This window comes from Kitasatospora sp. NRRL B-11411, assembly GCF_000721345.1.
Taxonomy (GTDB): domain Bacteria; phylum Actinomycetota; class Actinomycetes; order Streptomycetales; family Streptomycetaceae; genus Kitasatospora; species Kitasatospora cineracea.
In genome coordinates, this window is sequence record NZ_JOGH01000009.1 from 1 (window position 1) to 15,957 (window position 15,957).

Genomic DNA, 15,957 nt, shown 5'->3' on the forward strand with positions numbered 1-15,957 from the left:
GCCATCGCGTGCAACCGCCTGAAAGCCATACCCGGCGCCTCTGGATCTCTGGACCTTACGACGGCCCGTCCAACCCACCAACAACGTAGGACCGCCTGAGAGCCCAGCCCACCCGCCGGCACCGGCCCGGCCAGGCTCTACAGCTCACCAACAGCCAGGAAGCGCGCTCCTGGCTGGAGTCGACGGCCCCCTCCCTGCTCGCCGTCCTGGCCGCCGCCCGCACTGCCCGCGAGGACGCCGCGGCCCTCGCGCTCGTCACCGCCTGCTACGCCTACTTCCACCTCTTGCGCGACCGCGACCTGTGCATCCCCGTCCACGAGCAGGGCCTGCTCGCCGCCGAGCGCTGCCACGACCAGGCCGCCGTACGCAGCATGCTCCACACCCTCGCCATGGGCCACTGCGACCAAGGCCGCCACGACGCCGCCATCGCGCACCTGACCCGCGCCCGCGATATCGCCACCGCCACCGGCGACGAAGCGGGCATCGCCCAGCACACCCGCGGCATCGGCGCCTGCCACCACGCCGCCGGCCGCTACGCCGAGGCCCTGCCGCACCTGGAGCAGGCCCGCGGCCTGCTGCGGCCGCTCGGTCAGCCCCGCGACCTGGCCCTGGCCCTCATCCTCCTCGGTTCCTCCCGCACCGCCCTCGGCGAGCCCGGCGCCGCGATCGACCTGCTGGAGGAGGCCCTGCGGCTGCTCGCCACCCTCCCGGGGCACGACGGCGTCAACGTCGGCCGGGCCCTGGCCTTCCTCGGCGAAGCCCACTCCGCCGCTGGCGGGCGCCCCGAAGCCACCGCCCACCTCTCCAGGGCGCTGGGCCAGTTCGCCGAAACGGGTGCCCAGCCCTGGGTCGCCCGGACCATGCTGCTGCTCGGCGAGGCCGCCCGCCGCGCCGGTGACGAGAAGACCGCCAGGATCTGGTTCAACGCCTCCCTCGCGATGTTCCAGGCGCTCGGCCGCACCACCGACGCCCAGCGTTTGGTCCTGCGACTGACGGGAGCCGCAGGCCAGTGAGTGTCACCACCACCCTTGAGCAGCGAGCCGACTCCTCCCGTGCGGCTCTCGTCGCCGCCGCCGAACTCCAAGGGCTCGACCCGAGCGGCGCCGAACTGATCTACGACGCGCTGAACCGGGTCTACCGCCTGCCCGACGCGGGCGCGGTCGGGAAGGTCCATCTCCGCGGCACGCTCGCCGACGCCCAGCGTCGAGTACGCGCCGCGTGCGCTCTGCTGGCCGCTGGCATACCCACCGCTGCGCCGGTCGGGTGCCTGGACGAACCGGTCGTCGTGGACGGCACCGTCGTCAGCTTCACCGAAGACCTCGGCCGGCGGCAGCCCAGCCCCGGCCAGTTCGGTGAACTGCTGGCCCGGCTGCACCGCATCCCGCCCCTGACCGGTATCGGACTGCCCCATATGGACAAGATCGCCAGGGCCGCCGCCCGGATCGGCCGCCTGGGGCCCGAGGCGCTCACCGACCGCCAACGGCTCCTGCTCCGCCGCCGCCTCGCCCAGGCCGCCGACACATACGGGCGCGTCAACTGGAGCCGTCCCTGCACCGTCCACGGCGACGTCGGCAAGAACAACTTCCTCCTCACCAAGGACCGCGGAACCGCGCTGATCGACCTGGAGAGCATGTCGATCGGCCACCCGGAGACCGACCAGGCCGCCCCCGCGTGGGCAGTCGGTGCATTCGGTCTCGACCCCTCCTACTACCAGCAGTTCGCCCAGGGGTACGGCTACGACATCACCACCGTCGACGGCGGGAAGCCCTTCGCCGCCCTCGTGCCGATCTTCGGCATCATGTCCTGCCTGTCCTACCTCGAAGTCTCCCGCACCAGGCCCGACGTGCGCCCGGAAGCCGAACTGCGTCTGGAGACGATCCTCTCCGGCACGCCACAACCCTGGAACTGGACTGTCGACCCCATCCTCGCCCCCACCCACGCATCCACGCGATGACAGCACAACCAGGGCCTACCACGGCCCCGACCACCCTGCCCGCACCGCCGTCACCGCGACCGGCCCGAGAGGTCCCCCGTTGACCTGGCTCACGCGCTCGTCCTGGTGCCGCGCCGCACGGCGACTCCTCCTGGCGCTGGCGCTACTGCCGGTGCTGACCGCCCCGGCGGCCCCGGCCGCCGGCCGCATGGTCCACGGAACGGTGCTCTCCAAGGACACCGCGGTGGTCCGTGTCCGCCCGGGCGAGCTGTTCTCGCTGCACTGGCGCCTCGCCGTGGCCCCTGGCACGGACCACCGGCCCGTGGCTCCGCTGCCCGACCCGGACGTGCTCACCTTCGTCGGAGCCGACAAAGTCCCTCCCCACGGATGGATCGAGACAGCTGGCGACGGCGGCGACCTCTACCTCGTCTTCAGGGCCCGGCACCGCGGCACCACCGTGCTGCACGTCGAGAGCTGCTCGGGCTGCAGGCAGGACTACGGCGACACCTACCGCGAGCGCAACGCCTACCAGGTCGTGGCCGGTGACGAGGACTCAGCAGCCTCGGGGTGCGCTGTCGGTGCCTCGTGGGACGCTGCCCATGCCGAGCTCCAACAGGGTTGCAAATATGACCAGTTGGCCAATTCACCGGATCGTGTGGCTTCTCCGGGGACATGCCGACACGGGCCAGGGCCGCCGCCTACGGTGAGACGTCCGCAAGCGCACTCACGTGCGACGACCGAGCACTCGGCCGATCGCTGCTCCGCCACGCCCGGACGCGGGCGGTTGCCCCGTCCGCGGCCGCGTCCGCGTCCCGAGGAAGGAGAAGTTCCGTGTCACACACCTCGGTGGTGGGAGTCCACCTGGTCCTGATCGAGGGCGGCAAGGTGCTGCTGGGCCGCCGTACCGGAACCTCGTTCGCCGAAGGCCACTGGCACACCCCGGCCGGCCACCTCGAAGCCGGGGAGTCGGTGCTGCGCGGCATGGCCCGGGAGGCGGAGGAGGAACTCGGCATCCACGTCCGCGAGAAGGACCTCGACCTCGTCCACACCCTGCACCACTTGGATGCCGACGACGGCCTGGGGCGGCTGCAGTTGTTCTTCACCGCCCGCTCGTACGCCGGGCCGGTCACCAACCGGGAGCCGGACAAGTGCTCGGAGCTGGAGTGGTGGCCGCTGGAGGCGCTGCCGGATCCGACCGTCGCCTACACGGCCGCCGCCCTCGCCGAGATCGCCGCCGGCCGCCCGCTGTCCGTCTTCGGCTGGCCGACAACGGGAACGGCCGCCGATCCGTCCGCGACGGCCGTGGGGAGTTCGGAGAGTCGGCTGGTGATCGTCCGGGGGAACTCGGCGTCGGGCAAGTCCTCGATCGCGGCCGGGCTCCGGGAGGCGTTCGGGCGGGGCCTGGCCGTAGTCGGCCAGGACGTCCTGCGCCGGGTCGTACTGCGCGAACACGACCGGCACGGCGGCGCGAACATCGGCCTCATCGACACCACCGCCCGCTACGCGCTGGACGCCGGCTACCACGTCGTCGTCGAGGGCATCCTGTCCGCCGCCCGCTACGGCCCGATGCTCCAGCGCCTGGTGGCCGACCACCGCGGCGTATCTCGCTGCTACTACCTCGACGTCCCCTTCGAGGAGACCCTGCGGCGGCACGCTTCGAAGCCCGACCCCCAGCTGCAGGCGGCCGTCACCGAGCGGCACCTGCGCGACTGGTACCGCGAACGCGACCTGCTCCCCGGCGGGATCGAGACCGTCATCGGCGCCGACAGCACCCTGTCGGACACCGTCGGGCGAATCATGCGCGACAGCGGCCTGGCCAACCTCCCCGCCCTCGACGTCTAGCCACCCTGGCCGGCCCACCGGCCGCCTCTTCCACCCTCCATCCCTTCCAACTCTGAGGAGAACCATGGCGCACGCCACGAGCAGGCTGTCGGTCGGTGTCATCGCCCACGACCCGGCCACCGACCGGATCGCCCTTGTCCACTACGGCAAGCCCAGCTGGGCGCCGGGCTCCGCCTGGACCATTCCCGGCGGGAAGGTCGACCCGGGCGAGGAGATCACCCGTGCCGCCGTCCGCGAGCTGTACGAGGAGAGCGGGCTCGTCGCCCGGCCGTCGGCCCTGCGCCTGGTGCACACCATCCACGCCAAGGAGGGCTGGGACGGACTCGGGTCCTTCGTGCTGTTCGTCTTCGCCACCACCGAGTTCACGGGCGAGCTGGTCAACGTCGAGCCGGACAAGCACCTGGAGGTGCGCTGGCACCCCGCCGCCGACCCGCTGCCCGCGCCGATGTTCCCCACCTCCGAAGCCGCGGTGCGGGCCTACCTGGACGGCGGCCCGGCCTACTCCACCCACGGCTTCGACCACGCCTCCGGACCGTACGCACCTGCCTGCGCGTAGCACCCGGCGCGGCACCGTCTTCCTCACGTCGCGGCGGCCCGTCGCCGTTCCCCGTTCCTCCGATGCGAAAGGGCGTCCATGACGCGCAGGACCGAGTCCGCGGATCCGCCGGTCTCCGACAGCGAGCAGCTGCTGTTCGGCGGGCCGATGCGCTATAGCTACGGCTGGGCCAAGCACGAACAAGCCGCCGGGAAGCTGTCGTTCCTCGCGGTGGCCCGGCAGGTCCCGCGGTTCCTGCTGCTGGCCGGGCGGATGGCCTGGACAGCCAGTCCGCGGGCGCTGCTCGTGCTGGTGGTCTCCGAGGTGCTGCGCGGCATCGCGGCGGCGGCGTCGCTGGTCGCTGTCAACCGGGTGCTGGCCGCGCTGCTGGCGCCGGGCGACGTCGGGCAGGTGGTGCGGGCGGCGGTGCCCGCGGTGGCGGCGGCCGGGGCGCTGGCCGCCGGATCGGCGGTGCTGGCGGCGCTGTCGACCTGGGCGACCGGGCGGCTGCAACCCGCGGTGTTCCGGCTGGCCACGCTGGAGTTCCTGGAGGTGGTCAGCCGCTCCGAGCTCGCGGCGATCGAGGACCCGGAGTTCCTCACCGAGGTCGACAGCGCCCGCTGGGGCGCGATGTCGCTGCAGAACATCATCGGGCAGGCCACCGCCGTGCTGACCGGGGCACTGTCGCTGGTCTCGGTGGCCGGGGTGCTGTCCGTGCTGAACCCGCTGCTGCTCGCCATGCTGGTGCTGATCACCGCACCGCGCGGCTGGGGCGCGGTGATCACGGCCCGCCGCCAGTACACCTCCACCCGGGCGATGCTCCAGCACAACCGGGCCAGCACCGCCATCGCCGACATGCTGATCCACCCCTACTCGGCCGCCGAGCAGCGCGTCCACGCCTGTGGCCCGTTCCTGCTGCACCACTACGCGCGGATGTCCGCCGCCTCGGTCAAGGAGCAGAGCCGCCTCGCCCGCGCCCGGGCCGCCACCGACACGCTCACCGCCGCCCTGGCCGGCCTCGCCACCGCCGGCGCGTTCGCCCTGCTCGGCTGGCTCGTCCTCGACCACGCCGTCCCGCTTGCCGCCGCGTTCACCGCCGTCCTGGCGATCCGCACCGGCGCCGCCGGCATCGCCGGCCTGGTGGAGCGGATCAACTCCCTCTACGAGGAGTCGCTGTTCGTCCGCGACCTCGACCGGCTGCGCACCGAGGGCCACCGCCGCGCCATCCCCACCGGCGGCACCCCGCTGCCCGAACGACCGAGGACCATCACCGTCGAGGACGTCACCTTCACCTACCCCGGCAAACCGGCCCCCGCCCTCGACCGGGTCACCCTCACCATCCCCGGCGGGCAGGTCACCGCACTGGTCGGCGCCAACGGCTCCGGAAAGTCCACCCTCGCCCACCTGCTGTGCGGGGTCTACCAGCCGCAGCACGGCAGGATCCGCTGGGACGGCGTCGACACCGCGGGCGCGGACCGGCACCAGCAGTTCCGCTCCACCGTGCTGCTCGACCAGACCTACCAGCGCTGGGCCTTCACCCTGGAGGCCAACCTCCTCCTCGGCCGACCCGAAGTCCCGCTGGCGCAGGCCCAACTGGAAGCCTCCGCGGACTACGCGGGCCTGCAGCGGGTGCTCGACGGCCTGCCCCGCGGCTGGCGCACCCTGCTGGCCAAGGGCTTCGAGGGCGGGGTGAACCTCTCCGGCGGCCAGTGGCAGACCATCGCGCTCGCCCGCACCCACCTGCGCCTGGCCACCCCCGACACGGACGGCCGCCACCCCGCGCTGGTCGTCGTCGACGAGCCCACCAGCGCGCTCGACCCCGCCGCCGAAATCGCCGCGTTCGAACAGATCCGCCGCCTGCGCGACCTCGGCGCCACCGTCATCCTGATCACCCACCGCCTCGCCGCCACCGCCAAGGCCGACCACATCGCCGTCCTCGACCACGGCCGCCTGGTCGAACAGGGCACCCACGCCCAGCTCATGGCCGCCGACACCCTCTACGGCCGGATGTACCGGATCCAGGCCCAGCAGTACGACACCACCCCGGACGCCGGACGGATCCCCGACCAGCCCCGCCCGGCCCCCGCACCCTGACCCCGGCCGGCACCGCCGTCCGGTCCTCGACGAGGATCGGCACCATCAGAACCTCGGTCTTGCCGCCGGCGCCGACCAGCGTCATCGGGACGTCGGCGGGGACACCCTTCTGGTGGATCGCGAAGGTCTGCCGGACCGACGAGCCGTCGACAGCCCGGTCGGCGAACGTCAACCCGCACCCGCCGCAGGTGATTTGTCCCAGACGACCGTCGGCGTGCAGGGCAAAACCTGTCACTGCCTGGCACTGGGGGCAGCGCAGTGTCCGCAGCCACGACTCCCCGGTGGCGAGGTCAGTGGTGGGAATCCACACCTCGACCGGCACGGTCAAGGTGACTCGGCCAGGCCACTCATGCACGTCGTCGTCCATGGACACCAGACGCTACCTGGGTGCCAAACACGCCGCTCGGAAAACGTCAAACCGGTTCGGCAGCGGACCAACTGGCCGCGGTCAGCCCCGAACCAGACCGGTTCGAAAACGGTGCGCCGATCTCGCCCTGGCCAGCCAGCTGCCTGCCTGCCACTGCCAGCATGACGCTCGTCGAGGAGGTCCCCGTCGGCGATGTCCGTGCGCTCGCCACCTCGGACGGAGAAGCTCTCCGCGCGAGCGGAGGGTACATGGCAACCTGCGCAATCTTGGCAACCGCGGCCAGCAAACTTCGGCGGGAGGCGAAGAGCAGGCCACAATCCTCACCCAGTTCTGGGCAAGCTGCGGCGAACCTCTGCACGGGCGGAGGGCACGTCCGCCGTATGGCCGTGGACCTGTGCGTGGTCGGCGAACCTCTGCACGGGCGGAGGGTACAAGGCCCAGGCGTGCGAGAGGTGCACCAACTGCGGCGAACCTCTGCGCGGGCGGAGGGCACCGGGGCGAGCAGGGCGGCGGTGAGGCGCGAACCTCTGCGCGGGCAGAGAGCACCCAGCCATGACCGTCATGTCTACCGCGATCGGCGGCGAACCTCTGCACGGGTAGAGGGCACACGAGGGCGAACCTCTGCGCGGGCGGAGGGCACTCGAACTGGGCGGAGCTGAGCATCGGGTCTCCCGGCGAACCTCTGCGCGGGCGGAGGGCACACGGTCCAGAAGTCCGCACCGAAGTGTCCCCACGGCGAACCTCCGCACGGGTGGAGGGCACCGCACCAGCGCGTTGAACCGCCCCTGCGCCGTCGGCGAACCTCTGCACGGGCAGAGTGCACTTGGTCGGCCGGAGCGCGTTCCACCCCGCGTTCGGCGAACCTTTGTACGAACGGAGGGCACGAACCGTGGGTTCCCAACCAGCCCACCACCGACGGCGAACCTTTGTACGGGCGGAGAGCGCGCCAGCCGCAGCATCCACACCGTCCCCTCTGCCGGCGAACCTCTGCGCGGGCGGAGAGAACCAGCCGATCCCCAGCATGCGCGCTGGCTGGTACGGCGAACCTCTGCGCGGGCAGAGGGCACCCGGACCGCGTGCTGTACGGCGTCGCTGGCGAACCTCTGCACAGGCGGAGGGAACCAGCCGATCCCCGGCATGCGCGCCGGCTGGTTCGGCGAACCTCTGCACGGCGGAGGGCACGCAAGGTTGCGCCAGCGGTCCTGGCCGGGGGCCGACGAACCTCTGCGCGGGCGAGGGACACCGGCCGGTGCCGATGTCGGGCCCGAACTCGACGGGCGAACCTCTGCACGGGCGGAGGGCACGTGGAGTGCAGCAGGTCGTAGTCTTCCTGGTACGACGAACCTCTGCGCGGGCAGAGGGGACGGCCAGCCCGACAACTCGTGGGCCTGGGCCCACGGCGAACCTCTGCGCGGGCGGAGGGCACCCTTTGTGAGCTGGGGCGTTGGAGAGGTTTTGCTGTTTCTTTGTCAAGGAGCGGGGAGGTGGTCGGTGTTGGTCAGGTGGTCCTGTTGCGGGTGGTGAGGCCGAGTGCGGGGTGGAGGTGGAGTGTGTGGGTTCGGGTGGTGTAGGGGCGGGTGCCTGCGGGGGTGACGGGTTGAGGGAGGAGTGCGAGGTGGCGTAGTCCGCCGATGGTGTGCCAGGAGTCGGGTGGGCGGGTGTCGGGATGGTGGCGTGGGAGGAGGGTGGCATGGATGGGGAGGGTGTGGTTCATGAGGTGGCGGATGGTGGTGAGGTCGTGGGGGTCGACGGTTTCGGGGAGGGGGTGGGTGCAGCGGGGGTTGAGCCAGCGGGTGCCGTCGGGGCGGGTGTAGACGGGTAGGACGCGCAGGGTGTCGGCGCCGAGGCGGGTGGCGGGGTCGTCGACGAGTCCTTCGGAGAGGTGGTGGAGGTCGTGGACCTTGTGGGGCGGGTTGATGGCGGCGATGGCGGCGCGGACGGTGTGCTGGGTGTCGCCGACGTCGCGGGCGCGGCCGTCGGGGGTGGTGAAGTCGTCGGCGTAGACGGCTTCGATGAGGGCGGGGACCTGTTGGGGGATGGCGAGGGTGACGGTGCGGGTGTTCTTCGGGGCGAGGGCGCGCAGTTCTTGGCGGGTGTGCAGGAGCAGGCTCTTGTCGTAGACGGGCAGCCAGCTGGGCGGTAGGGCGCCGGGCGGGGTGAGGACGACGAGGACGGGGCGGCGGGCCCAGGCGGGTCGGTCGGTGCGGGGGTGGCGGTGTCCGCGGCCGGCGCGTTGGAGGAGTTGGGCGGCGGGGGCGAGGTCGGAGACGACGAGGTCGAAGTCGACGTCGAGTGACTGCTCGCAGACGGGGCTGCTGATGACGACGAAGGGGCGTTTGGGTCGGGGGCGTCCGGGGCCGGTCCAGCGTTGGATCTGCTTGGTGAGGGTGGCGCGGTGCTGGTCGGGGAGTTTGGAGTGGAGCAGGAGCAAGCGGGGGGTGTGGGGGCCGATTCCCCAGGCGGCGCGCAGTAGTTGGCGGGTCTGCTGGGTGTCTTCGACGGTGTCACAGGTGACGAGGGCACTGCCGGTGCGGGTGTCGTGCAGCGGGGCGAGGGCCTCCAGGAGGGCGCGGGCGCGGCTGTCGGGGGCGGCGGGGTCGTTGCCGGGTTCGGCGTCGGGGATGCGGATGGTGAGGGTGTGGGCGCGATCGGAGGGGATGTCGGGGCGGGAGGCGGTGGTGGTGCCGGTGGCGTCGGTGTAGGTCCAGCCGGGGTAGGAGGGTTGGACGGTGATGGGCTGGGATTGGGGGTTCTGGCCGGTGCGGTAGGCGTTGACGAGGCTGGCGGCGGTGCGGCCGGTGAGGGTGGCGGAGAGCAGGACGACGGGGGTGCCGAGCGCGCCGAGGGGCCTCGTCGATGACGACGACGTGGCGGGTCAGGCCGAGCCAGCGGATCGCGTTGAACTTCACCGGCAGAGTGGCGATGGCGGCCTGGTCCCAGGTGCCGGCGCACGCGTGGGCGAGCAGGCCGCGGTAGCGGCCGCGCAGCCACTCCTCGACGATGGCCCAGTCGCTGTGGATGCTCCCGCCGATCGGGTTGTAGCCGTCGTGGAGCCAGGCGGCGGAGTGCAGCAGCACGGCCGGGTGGCGGCGCCCGGTGAGGCGGCCGAGGTGTCGGCAGTGCTCGCGCAGGCGTTCCCACTGGGGGTCGGTGGTGGCCATGGTGGGCAGCAGCAGGCAGGGCCCGGCGGCTCCGCTGGTGGCGGCGGTGACGGCGCAGGCGAACAGTCCGCATTCGGTCTTGCCGTCGCCGGTGGGCGCGGTGACGAGTAGTAGTCCGGGTCCGCCGGCTTCGACGAGGGCGGGGAGCCGGCGTTCGAGGTCTTCCTGGAGCGGGTGCAGGGTTTTGCCCGCGAGGCGGGGGAACAGGTCGGCGAAGGTGGTGGCCTTCGGCCGGGGTGCGGTGGTGAGCTGGGCGCGGCGCAGGGCGCGGGGTGCGGCGTGTTGGGCATCGTCGAGGTGGGCGGCCCAGTTGCCGGGGTGGTTCTTCCACTGGCGCTGGCGGGCGCGGATCCAGCCGGCTTGGGAGACGAGCCAGTCGGCGAGCATAACGGTGCCGGTGACGAGGACGGCCGCGGGGGCGGGGGCGGGCCGGGTGGGCATGGGCGGGTCGCCGAGGCGGTCGGCGGCCAGGCGGAGCAGGGCTTCGCGCTGGGTGTCCCACTGGTCGTGGCCGAGCGCGGGCGCCGCGTCGAGGGGGCAGGTGAGTTGGTCGCCCTGGTGGGAGAGAGCGGGGTGCCACAGGCCGTGGTGGCCGCCGAGGATCTGGGCGAGCTGGTGGGCGACCAGGCGCAGGGGGCGGTCGTCGAGGGGAAGTCGGTAGAGGCGGTGGAGGAGTTCGGGCAGGGCGAGGTGGACGCCGCGGTCGTGGCGCAGGTGTTCGCCGGGTGGTGCGGGCGGGTAGCCGGGGGTGCCGGTGTGGTGGTCGGCGTCGCCGAGTTGGCTGAGGAAGGCGGGGCTGATCTTGGCGAGGTCGTGGAGGGCGGCGAGGAAGACGAGCAGGGTGCGGGCCTGATGCTCGGTCAGGTTCCAGCCGGTGGCGATGGCGTGGCGCTGGTTGGGGGTGAGGTAGGCGTCCCACAGGCGTGCGGCCATGACGGCCGCGTCCAAGGCGTGGCAGCCGGCCGAGTAGGGCTTCTCGAGGCCGCGCTGCTTGGCGGGGAGACCGGGGTCGAGGGCGGACATGGCGGCTGCGGTCAGGGGCGGTGGGGAGCGATGGACAGCAGGCCCAAGCCGTAGGAGCGGCCCTGGCCGATGCCCTTGCGCAGTGCGGTGCGCAGGGCGTCGGGGTCGGTGATGGTGGCGGTGCCCTCGAAGCGGGTGATCCGGAAGGAGCCGGACTGGGCGGTCTCCCGCAGGACGGTGGCGATGGGCTGGCGCAGGTCGAGGATCGTGTGGGGTTGGAGGCCGGCGAGGAGGGCCTGGCGGTGCCACCAGTCGACGGCGTCCTGGCCGATGAGGCTGACGGGTTTGCCGCGGGGGCGTTCGACGCCGGGCCGGTGCGGTTCGCGGACCGAGCGCTGGGGCTGGGCGTCGATCCGGTACTGGACTGTGCGGCCGGCCTGCGCCCAGTCCAAGAGCGGGGCGAGGTCGCGGTACTCGACGTCGGCGCTGGTGTAGCCGGTGGGCAGGGCGTTGCGGTTGACGGGGATGGCCGACTGGACGAGGAGGGTGGCGCAGCTCTCGGTGCGCTCCAGGCGGAACAGGACGCCGGCGGCGGCGCGCGGGTGGGGGCCGAGTTGGTCGGGGAAGAGCGACTGGACGCGCCGGTGCAGGGAGCCGCGGTCCCTGAGGTCGGCGCGTACTTCCCGGCAGTAGCGGTTCAGGGGGATGCGGGCGAGGTTCAGGGGTGCGGTCAGGACGGTCATCGCTGTTCCTCCAGGTAGTGGGCGAGGGCGTTGAGGTAGGCGGTTCCAAGGCCGGCGTCCGGGGCGGGGAGGGTCCGGGTGCGGTACCAGATGTTGCGGTCGGTGAACTGCCCACCGGGCAAGGGCTGGTCGCGCAGTTGCCGGTCGGGCGGGGCGCCGGGTTCGGGCGGGGTGTCGTGGACGAAGCCGACGGGGCGGGGTTCCTTGTCCCAGGGCGGCGACGGGGGGCGGTGCAGAGGCAGGTGGTCGAGGGCGTCGAGGGCATCGGGGCAGGTGGTGAGGAAGACCGGCACGTCGGGCGGGCAGGAGCGGCGGCCGAGGTAGGGGGCGAAGACGGGCCGGGCCAGGGCCCGGGCGGCGTCGGCGACGGTGCCGGCAGGCCCGGTGACGGCGACGGTGAACGCGGCGTCGCAGAGGTAGGCGCGTTCGGTGACGATCGTGCTGGTGCCCTCGGTGCGGGGGCTGCCGTCGGCGCGGGGCACGGCCAGGTGGGCGGGCAGGCCGCCGCCGATGGTGTGGAAGTCGATCTCCCGCTGTCCGGGGCGGTCGACGCGGATGGTGAAGGCCAGTTGCCGCAGGTCCTGGTTGGGGTGGGTGTCGGGGCGGCCCATCGCGGAGGCGATCAAGCCGATCAGGCCGCTGCGGGTGGGGTGCTTCTCGGTGGGGTGGAAGTGGTGCTCGGCCTGCAGTCCCCAGGACTGCATCGGCGAGGAGAGGTGGAGGAGGATGCCGGTCACGGGGAACTCCAGGAGCGGCAGCGGGGCGGCCCGGCAAGGCGGGGCCGGGAAACGGTGGGGGCCTACGCGGTGAGGCGGGTGACGGCGTCGGTGGTGCTGCTGATGAGGTCGTCGAGGCTCTCCATGCGCTCGCCCAGGTCCGGGACGGCGTCCTCGACGAGTCCGGCGTGGGCGTGGAAGGCGCGGTGGGCGGTGCCGAGGAAGCGGTCGGTGGCGGCGGCGTGCCGGCTGAGGGCGGCCAGCGAGCCGGGTAGGAAGCCGCCGTCCTCGGCCGCCTGGACGGGGCTCTCGAACGCTCCGACGAGGTTGACCGGGCGGTCGGTGCGCACCACGACGTAGACGAGGTGCGGCACGGTGAACGCGGCGGTGTTGTTGCCCTTGGCCGGCAGCACGGTGGTGATGAAGGCGCGAACGAACGCCTCCAGCACCTCCCGTGCGGTGGCTTCGTCGCCGTCGAGGTTGTGCAGCAGTTCGGGCCAGTTCAGCGAGGCGTATCGATGGTACACACCGCTGGTGTACCGCTGGTCGCCGATGTGCCCGGCACCGCTCTCCGTTCCGCCTTTCAGCACGTCGTCCACGGCTGAGAAGAAGTCAGTTTGCACGGACAGGCGGTGGGTGGTCAGGCCGTGGGCGACCTGGACGGCGCCGTTGACGCTGGAGGCGGCCTCGTTGGCGAGCATCCGGCCGTAGGCGGCGACCGCGGCGTTGCGCGAGCGCAGGATCGCCAGCACCGGGGCCTTCAGCTCCTTCGGCGCGTGGGCGTCCATCGCCTTGGCCCGCGCCGACTCCCTCTCCTCTTCCTCCTCCCGCTCCTGGTCCTCGTCGGCGAACGGGGCCGTCTTCTTGCTGCCACGCTTCTTCGCGGGCTTCGCGAGGCCGGCCTCGACCGCGGCGACGGCCACCTTCAGCGCCTCGGCTTCGGCATCCGCGAGGTCGGCGAACTCGGTCAGCGCGCTCTCCGGCAGGAACAGCAGCGCGTTGGTGCCGCCGCTCTCGGCGATCCCCAGCCCCTTGACCCGGGCACAGTGGATGAGCATCTGCGCGGCGGCCAGGGCCTGTTGGAGATCCCAGCCGCGTTCGGCGAGGATCGCGGCCACCTCCTGGGGCACCTGCCGGGTGCGCAGCGCCCGTACGCCGAGTGCCTTCTCCACGTCGGCGCGGGTGTGGCGGCGGGTGTTCTGCGCGGACAGGCGCCCGCGGGTGACCGCGCCGTAGGTGGCGACCTTCGGGACGCCGTTGCGGTCGCGGTTGAGGTTGGAGTACGGGAAGGACTGGAGGAGGTGGACGTCGACGTGCACGGGTTGCGGGGGGTCGAACACGGTGCCCTCGACGGCCTTGTCGGCGGTCATGGGAGGAACCTTCTTCTCAAGGGGTGATGGGGTGGAAAGCCTGGAACCATTCGCGGCGGACCTGCTCGGCGTGGCGGTTCCAGCGGGTCAGGTCGCGCAGCAGCACCGACCAGGCCACCGGCGCCTTCTTCGAGCACAGCCAGCTGATCGCGCCGGGGAGGGCGAGCACCAGGTCGTCGAGTTCGCCGCCGGCCAGCGTCCGCAGCGCGGCCCGGGCGTTGGCCGCGCGTATGCCGTGCTGGATCGCCTCGTGGTAGCTCCAGCCGAGGTTGTGGCGCGCGAACCCGGGACGGGGCGGGCGGAAGCGGTACTCCCCGGCCGTCCGCGGGTTCGGGGCATCGTGGAAGGCGTAGAGGCAGGCGATCATGGTGAACAGCCGGGCCTGCTTGTCATCCTTGAGGAACGCGTGGACCTCCTCGTCGGGCTCGGCGTTCAGCAGTTCCTCGACGATCAATGGCGGAGCACCCTCGCTCAGGTCGTAGGCCAGCCCGTCGGCGAGAGCCCCCCGGCCGCCGGACCTCGTACAGATCTTCGCGACCAGGCGCATGAAGTCGTTGAACACCAGCAGCGGGTCGGGCCGGCCCTCGGCAGCCGCAGGTTGCTGGGCAGAGGCGGGGGACGTGGTCACGGGTTCGGCCTTCCTCGATCGGGTGCCGCGGGGGGAGATGACGGCACGGCGGTGGGCGGTGATCAGGTCCAGCTCCGCAACGGTGGCGGTCTGCGGCGCGCTCACCTCGTCGTAGACCTGCAGTGCGAGGCGGCGAAAGCCCAACGGCGACGCCTGTCTGTCCTCGGCGGGCAGCTGTTCGGCAGTGACCGCGGCCCAGAACGGCTCCTCGGCCCGGTCCCAGAACAGCATGTCCGCCAGCCCCGTCCACGGGTTGTGCTTCGGGTCGCCGCCCGTCTCCCGCCACGCGGCCCGCAGCGCGCCGCCGAGCGACTCCGCAGCGTCCTCGGCCGCCTGACGGGCCCGGGCGACCAGCGCCGCCCGCCCTGGATGCCGCGACGGCAAGAACGCGGCCACCGCCACCGGCGTCGTCTGCGACCACCAGTGCTCCATCCCCCCGGCCTGCGCCGCTTGTTGGCAGCCCAGCACCCGCACCCACACGTTTGACACCGCGTCAAGGACCTTCGGCGCTAGGTCCGCGAAAGCGCCCAGCCACACCGGCGGCATGCTCGGCACCCTGCCGCCCGCCGAGACGTCCCTGGCGTGCACCAGGGAGTCGAAGTCCCGCAGCAGCGACCGCCCGGCGTTCGCCAGCCTCGCTCTCCCCTCCGGCGTCGTCATGGTGAACGGGTCCACCGCCGCCGGCAGATCCTCCTGCGTTGCCCACGCGATCCAGCACGAAACCGTCTGCTCCCCGCCTTCGCCGGGTGCCAGCAGCACCGCGTGCGCTGCCCGCCCCGCCAGCAGCGACACCGGCCCGCACGCCACTACCGGCGCCAGCGGATCCGGCAACCCCTCGCGCTCCCAGGGCGCCAGGTCCTCACCCGGAAGCTGCGGCCACCGCCCCGGCGGCGGGCACCCCAGCACCAGCGACGTGAACAGGCTCGACCCCAGCGGGAAGTACGACACCACCCGCCGGTTCGGACCGGCCTTCGACATCTTCGTGGTCTTCCCCCCGTGACTGCGCAACGCCTCCGTCCCGCACGGCCCGTAGTCCCGCCACGCCAGCAGCCATCCGAACGCCTCCGCCGAGGCCACCGGCTCTTCCTGGGGCACTCGGCTGCGCCACGGCTGTGTGTTCCCCGACGGTCGGGTCATCGCCAACCGCCCCGGCACCGCGACCGTCGTGCACTCCTGCGCCAGCCGCGGGTCCTGCAGCAGCGGCCGGTCCGAGTACAGGTCGAACCGGTCCCCGAACTCCTTCACGTAGTCGTCCACCGCACCCGCGTCGAACCGGCCGGCCAGCAGCAACTCCTGCTGCACGTCCTGCCACACGTCCTCGTCCGCCACATCCAGGCCCCCGACCCGCACGGCCAGAGCGGTCAGGAACCGGCGCAGAGCCGCCTCAACAGCCACGTGTTCAACCTGGAGATCCGCCACCAGATGCGCCGCCTTGAGCGCCTGGCGCACACCGACCCGAGCGACCTCGCCCGCAGCCGCACCGGGGACGAACTCAGCGACCTCCTCGGCGGAAACGTCCTCGCGGAAGCGAACCAGGACGCACGGCGAAGCCATCACGTTGAAACCGGCCAAGGCAGACATGGCCCGCTCCTCTGATCGAAGGAG

At 72.4% G+C, this 15,957-nt stretch carries 11 protein-coding genes and 1 pseudogene; 6 read left to right on the forward strand and 6 right to left on the reverse strand.

The genetic code is table 11. The features are described 5' to 3' along the window. Window positions 1-284 precede the first annotated feature (284 nt). From IH44_RS0106330 to IH44_RS0106355, 6 genes and pseudogenes are all read left to right on the forward strand, one after another. Window positions 285-1,013, forward strand: a complete 729-nt coding sequence (locus IH44_RS0106330) for a tetratricopeptide repeat protein (RefSeq protein ID WP_030458414.1) — start codon at window positions 285-287, stop codon at window positions 1,011-1,013. Continuing rightward, window positions 1,010-1,954 carry an aminoglycoside phosphotransferase family protein gene (locus IH44_RS0106335; protein WP_030458415.1) on the forward strand — a complete coding sequence of 315 codons (945 nt, stop codon included), beginning with the start codon at window positions 1,010-1,012 and terminating at the stop codon, window positions 1,952-1,954. The genes IH44_RS0106330 and IH44_RS0106335 overlap by 4 nt, the downstream gene beginning before the upstream one ends. A gap of 651 nt (window positions 1,955-2,605) precedes the next feature. Then, a pseudogene (locus tag IH44_RS47685) lies at window positions 2,606-3,115 on the forward strand (NUDIX domain-containing protein); the annotation flags it as partial. Window positions 3,116-3,235: 120 nt separating this feature from the next. Continuing rightward, the gene (locus tag IH44_RS47690) at window positions 3,236-3,775 is read left to right on the forward strand and encodes an AAA family ATPase (RefSeq protein WP_030458417.1); all 540 of its coding nucleotides are present in this window, start codon (window positions 3,236-3,238) and stop codon (window positions 3,773-3,775) included. 64 nt (window positions 3,776-3,839) lie between these two features. Beyond that, window positions 3,840-4,331, forward strand: a complete 492-nt coding sequence (locus tag IH44_RS0106350) for an NUDIX domain-containing protein (protein WP_035954149.1) — start codon at window positions 3,840-3,842, stop codon at window positions 4,329-4,331. 78 nt (window positions 4,332-4,409) lie between these two features. Then, a complete protein-coding gene (locus tag IH44_RS0106355; protein ID WP_030458419.1) occupies window positions 4,410-6,404 on the forward strand; it encodes an ABC transporter ATP-binding protein in 1,995 nt (664 codons plus the stop codon). Window positions 6,405-8,269: 1,865 nt separating this feature from the next. Here IH44_RS0106355 and IH44_RS0106360 read toward each other — a convergent pair. The 6 genes from IH44_RS0106360 to casA form a co-directional block, all read right to left on the reverse strand. Further along, window positions 8,270-9,394: a helicase-related protein gene (locus IH44_RS0106360; protein WP_369794908.1), complete on the reverse strand. Its 1,125-nt coding sequence runs from the start codon at window positions 9,392-9,394 to the stop codon at window positions 8,270-8,272. Next, window positions 9,276-10,955 (reverse strand): CRISPR-associated endonuclease Cas3'', encoded by a 1,680-nt coding sequence (locus tag IH44_RS0106365; RefSeq protein ID WP_030458421.1) that lies wholly within the window; start codon window positions 10,953-10,955, stop codon window positions 9,276-9,278. The genes IH44_RS0106360 and IH44_RS0106365 overlap by 119 nt, the downstream gene beginning before the upstream one ends. 11 nt (window positions 10,956-10,966) lie before the next feature. Next, window positions 10,967-11,638, reverse strand: a complete 672-nt coding sequence (gene cas6e, locus IH44_RS0106370; RefSeq protein WP_051816603.1) for a type I-E CRISPR-associated protein Cas6/Cse3/CasE — start codon at window positions 11,636-11,638, stop codon at window positions 10,967-10,969. Then, window positions 11,635-12,375, reverse strand: coding sequence for a type I-E CRISPR-associated protein Cas5/CasD (cas5e, locus tag IH44_RS0106375; protein WP_030458423.1), 741 nt, complete (start codon window positions 12,373-12,375; stop codon window positions 11,635-11,637). The genes cas6e and cas5e overlap by 4 nt, the downstream gene beginning before the upstream one ends. A gap of 62 nt (window positions 12,376-12,437) precedes the next feature. Continuing rightward, window positions 12,438-13,724 (reverse strand): type I-E CRISPR-associated protein Cas7/Cse4/CasC, encoded by a 1,287-nt coding sequence (gene cas7e, locus IH44_RS40605; protein WP_051816604.1) that lies wholly within the window; start codon window positions 13,722-13,724, stop codon window positions 12,438-12,440. Window positions 13,725-13,740: 16 nt separating this feature from the next. Further along, window positions 13,741-15,933 carry a type I-E CRISPR-associated protein Cse1/CasA gene (gene casA, locus IH44_RS40610; RefSeq protein ID WP_035954151.1) on the reverse strand — a complete coding sequence of 731 codons (2,193 nt, stop codon included), beginning with the start codon at window positions 15,931-15,933 and terminating at the stop codon, window positions 13,741-13,743. Window positions 15,934-15,957 lie beyond the last annotated feature (24 nt).

What these genes read in the sequence shown, in the direction of transcription:
- IH44_RS0106350 (WP_035954149.1), top strand. Translation starts at nt 3,840, where the DNA reads ATGGCGCACGCCACGAGCAGGCTGTCGGTCGGTGTCATCGCCCACGAC.
- IH44_RS0106355 (WP_030458419.1), top strand. Translation starts at nt 4,410, where the DNA reads ATGACGCGCAGGACCGAGTCCGCGGATCCGCCGGTCTCCGACAGCGAG.
- IH44_RS0106365 (WP_030458421.1), bottom strand. Translation starts at nt 10,955, where the DNA reads ATGTCCGCCCTCGACCCCGGTCTCCCCGCCAAGCAGCGCGGCCTCGAG.
- cas6e (WP_051816603.1), bottom strand. Translation starts at nt 11,638, where the DNA reads ATGACCGTCCTGACCGCACCCCTGAACCTCGCCCGCATCCCCCTGAAC.
- cas7e (WP_051816604.1), bottom strand. Translation starts at nt 13,724, where the DNA reads ATGACCGCCGACAAGGCCGTCGAGGGCACCGTGTTCGACCCCCCGCAA.
- casA (WP_035954151.1), bottom strand. Translation starts at nt 15,933, where the DNA reads ATGTCTGCCTTGGCCGGTTTCAACGTGATGGCTTCGCCGTGCGTCCTG.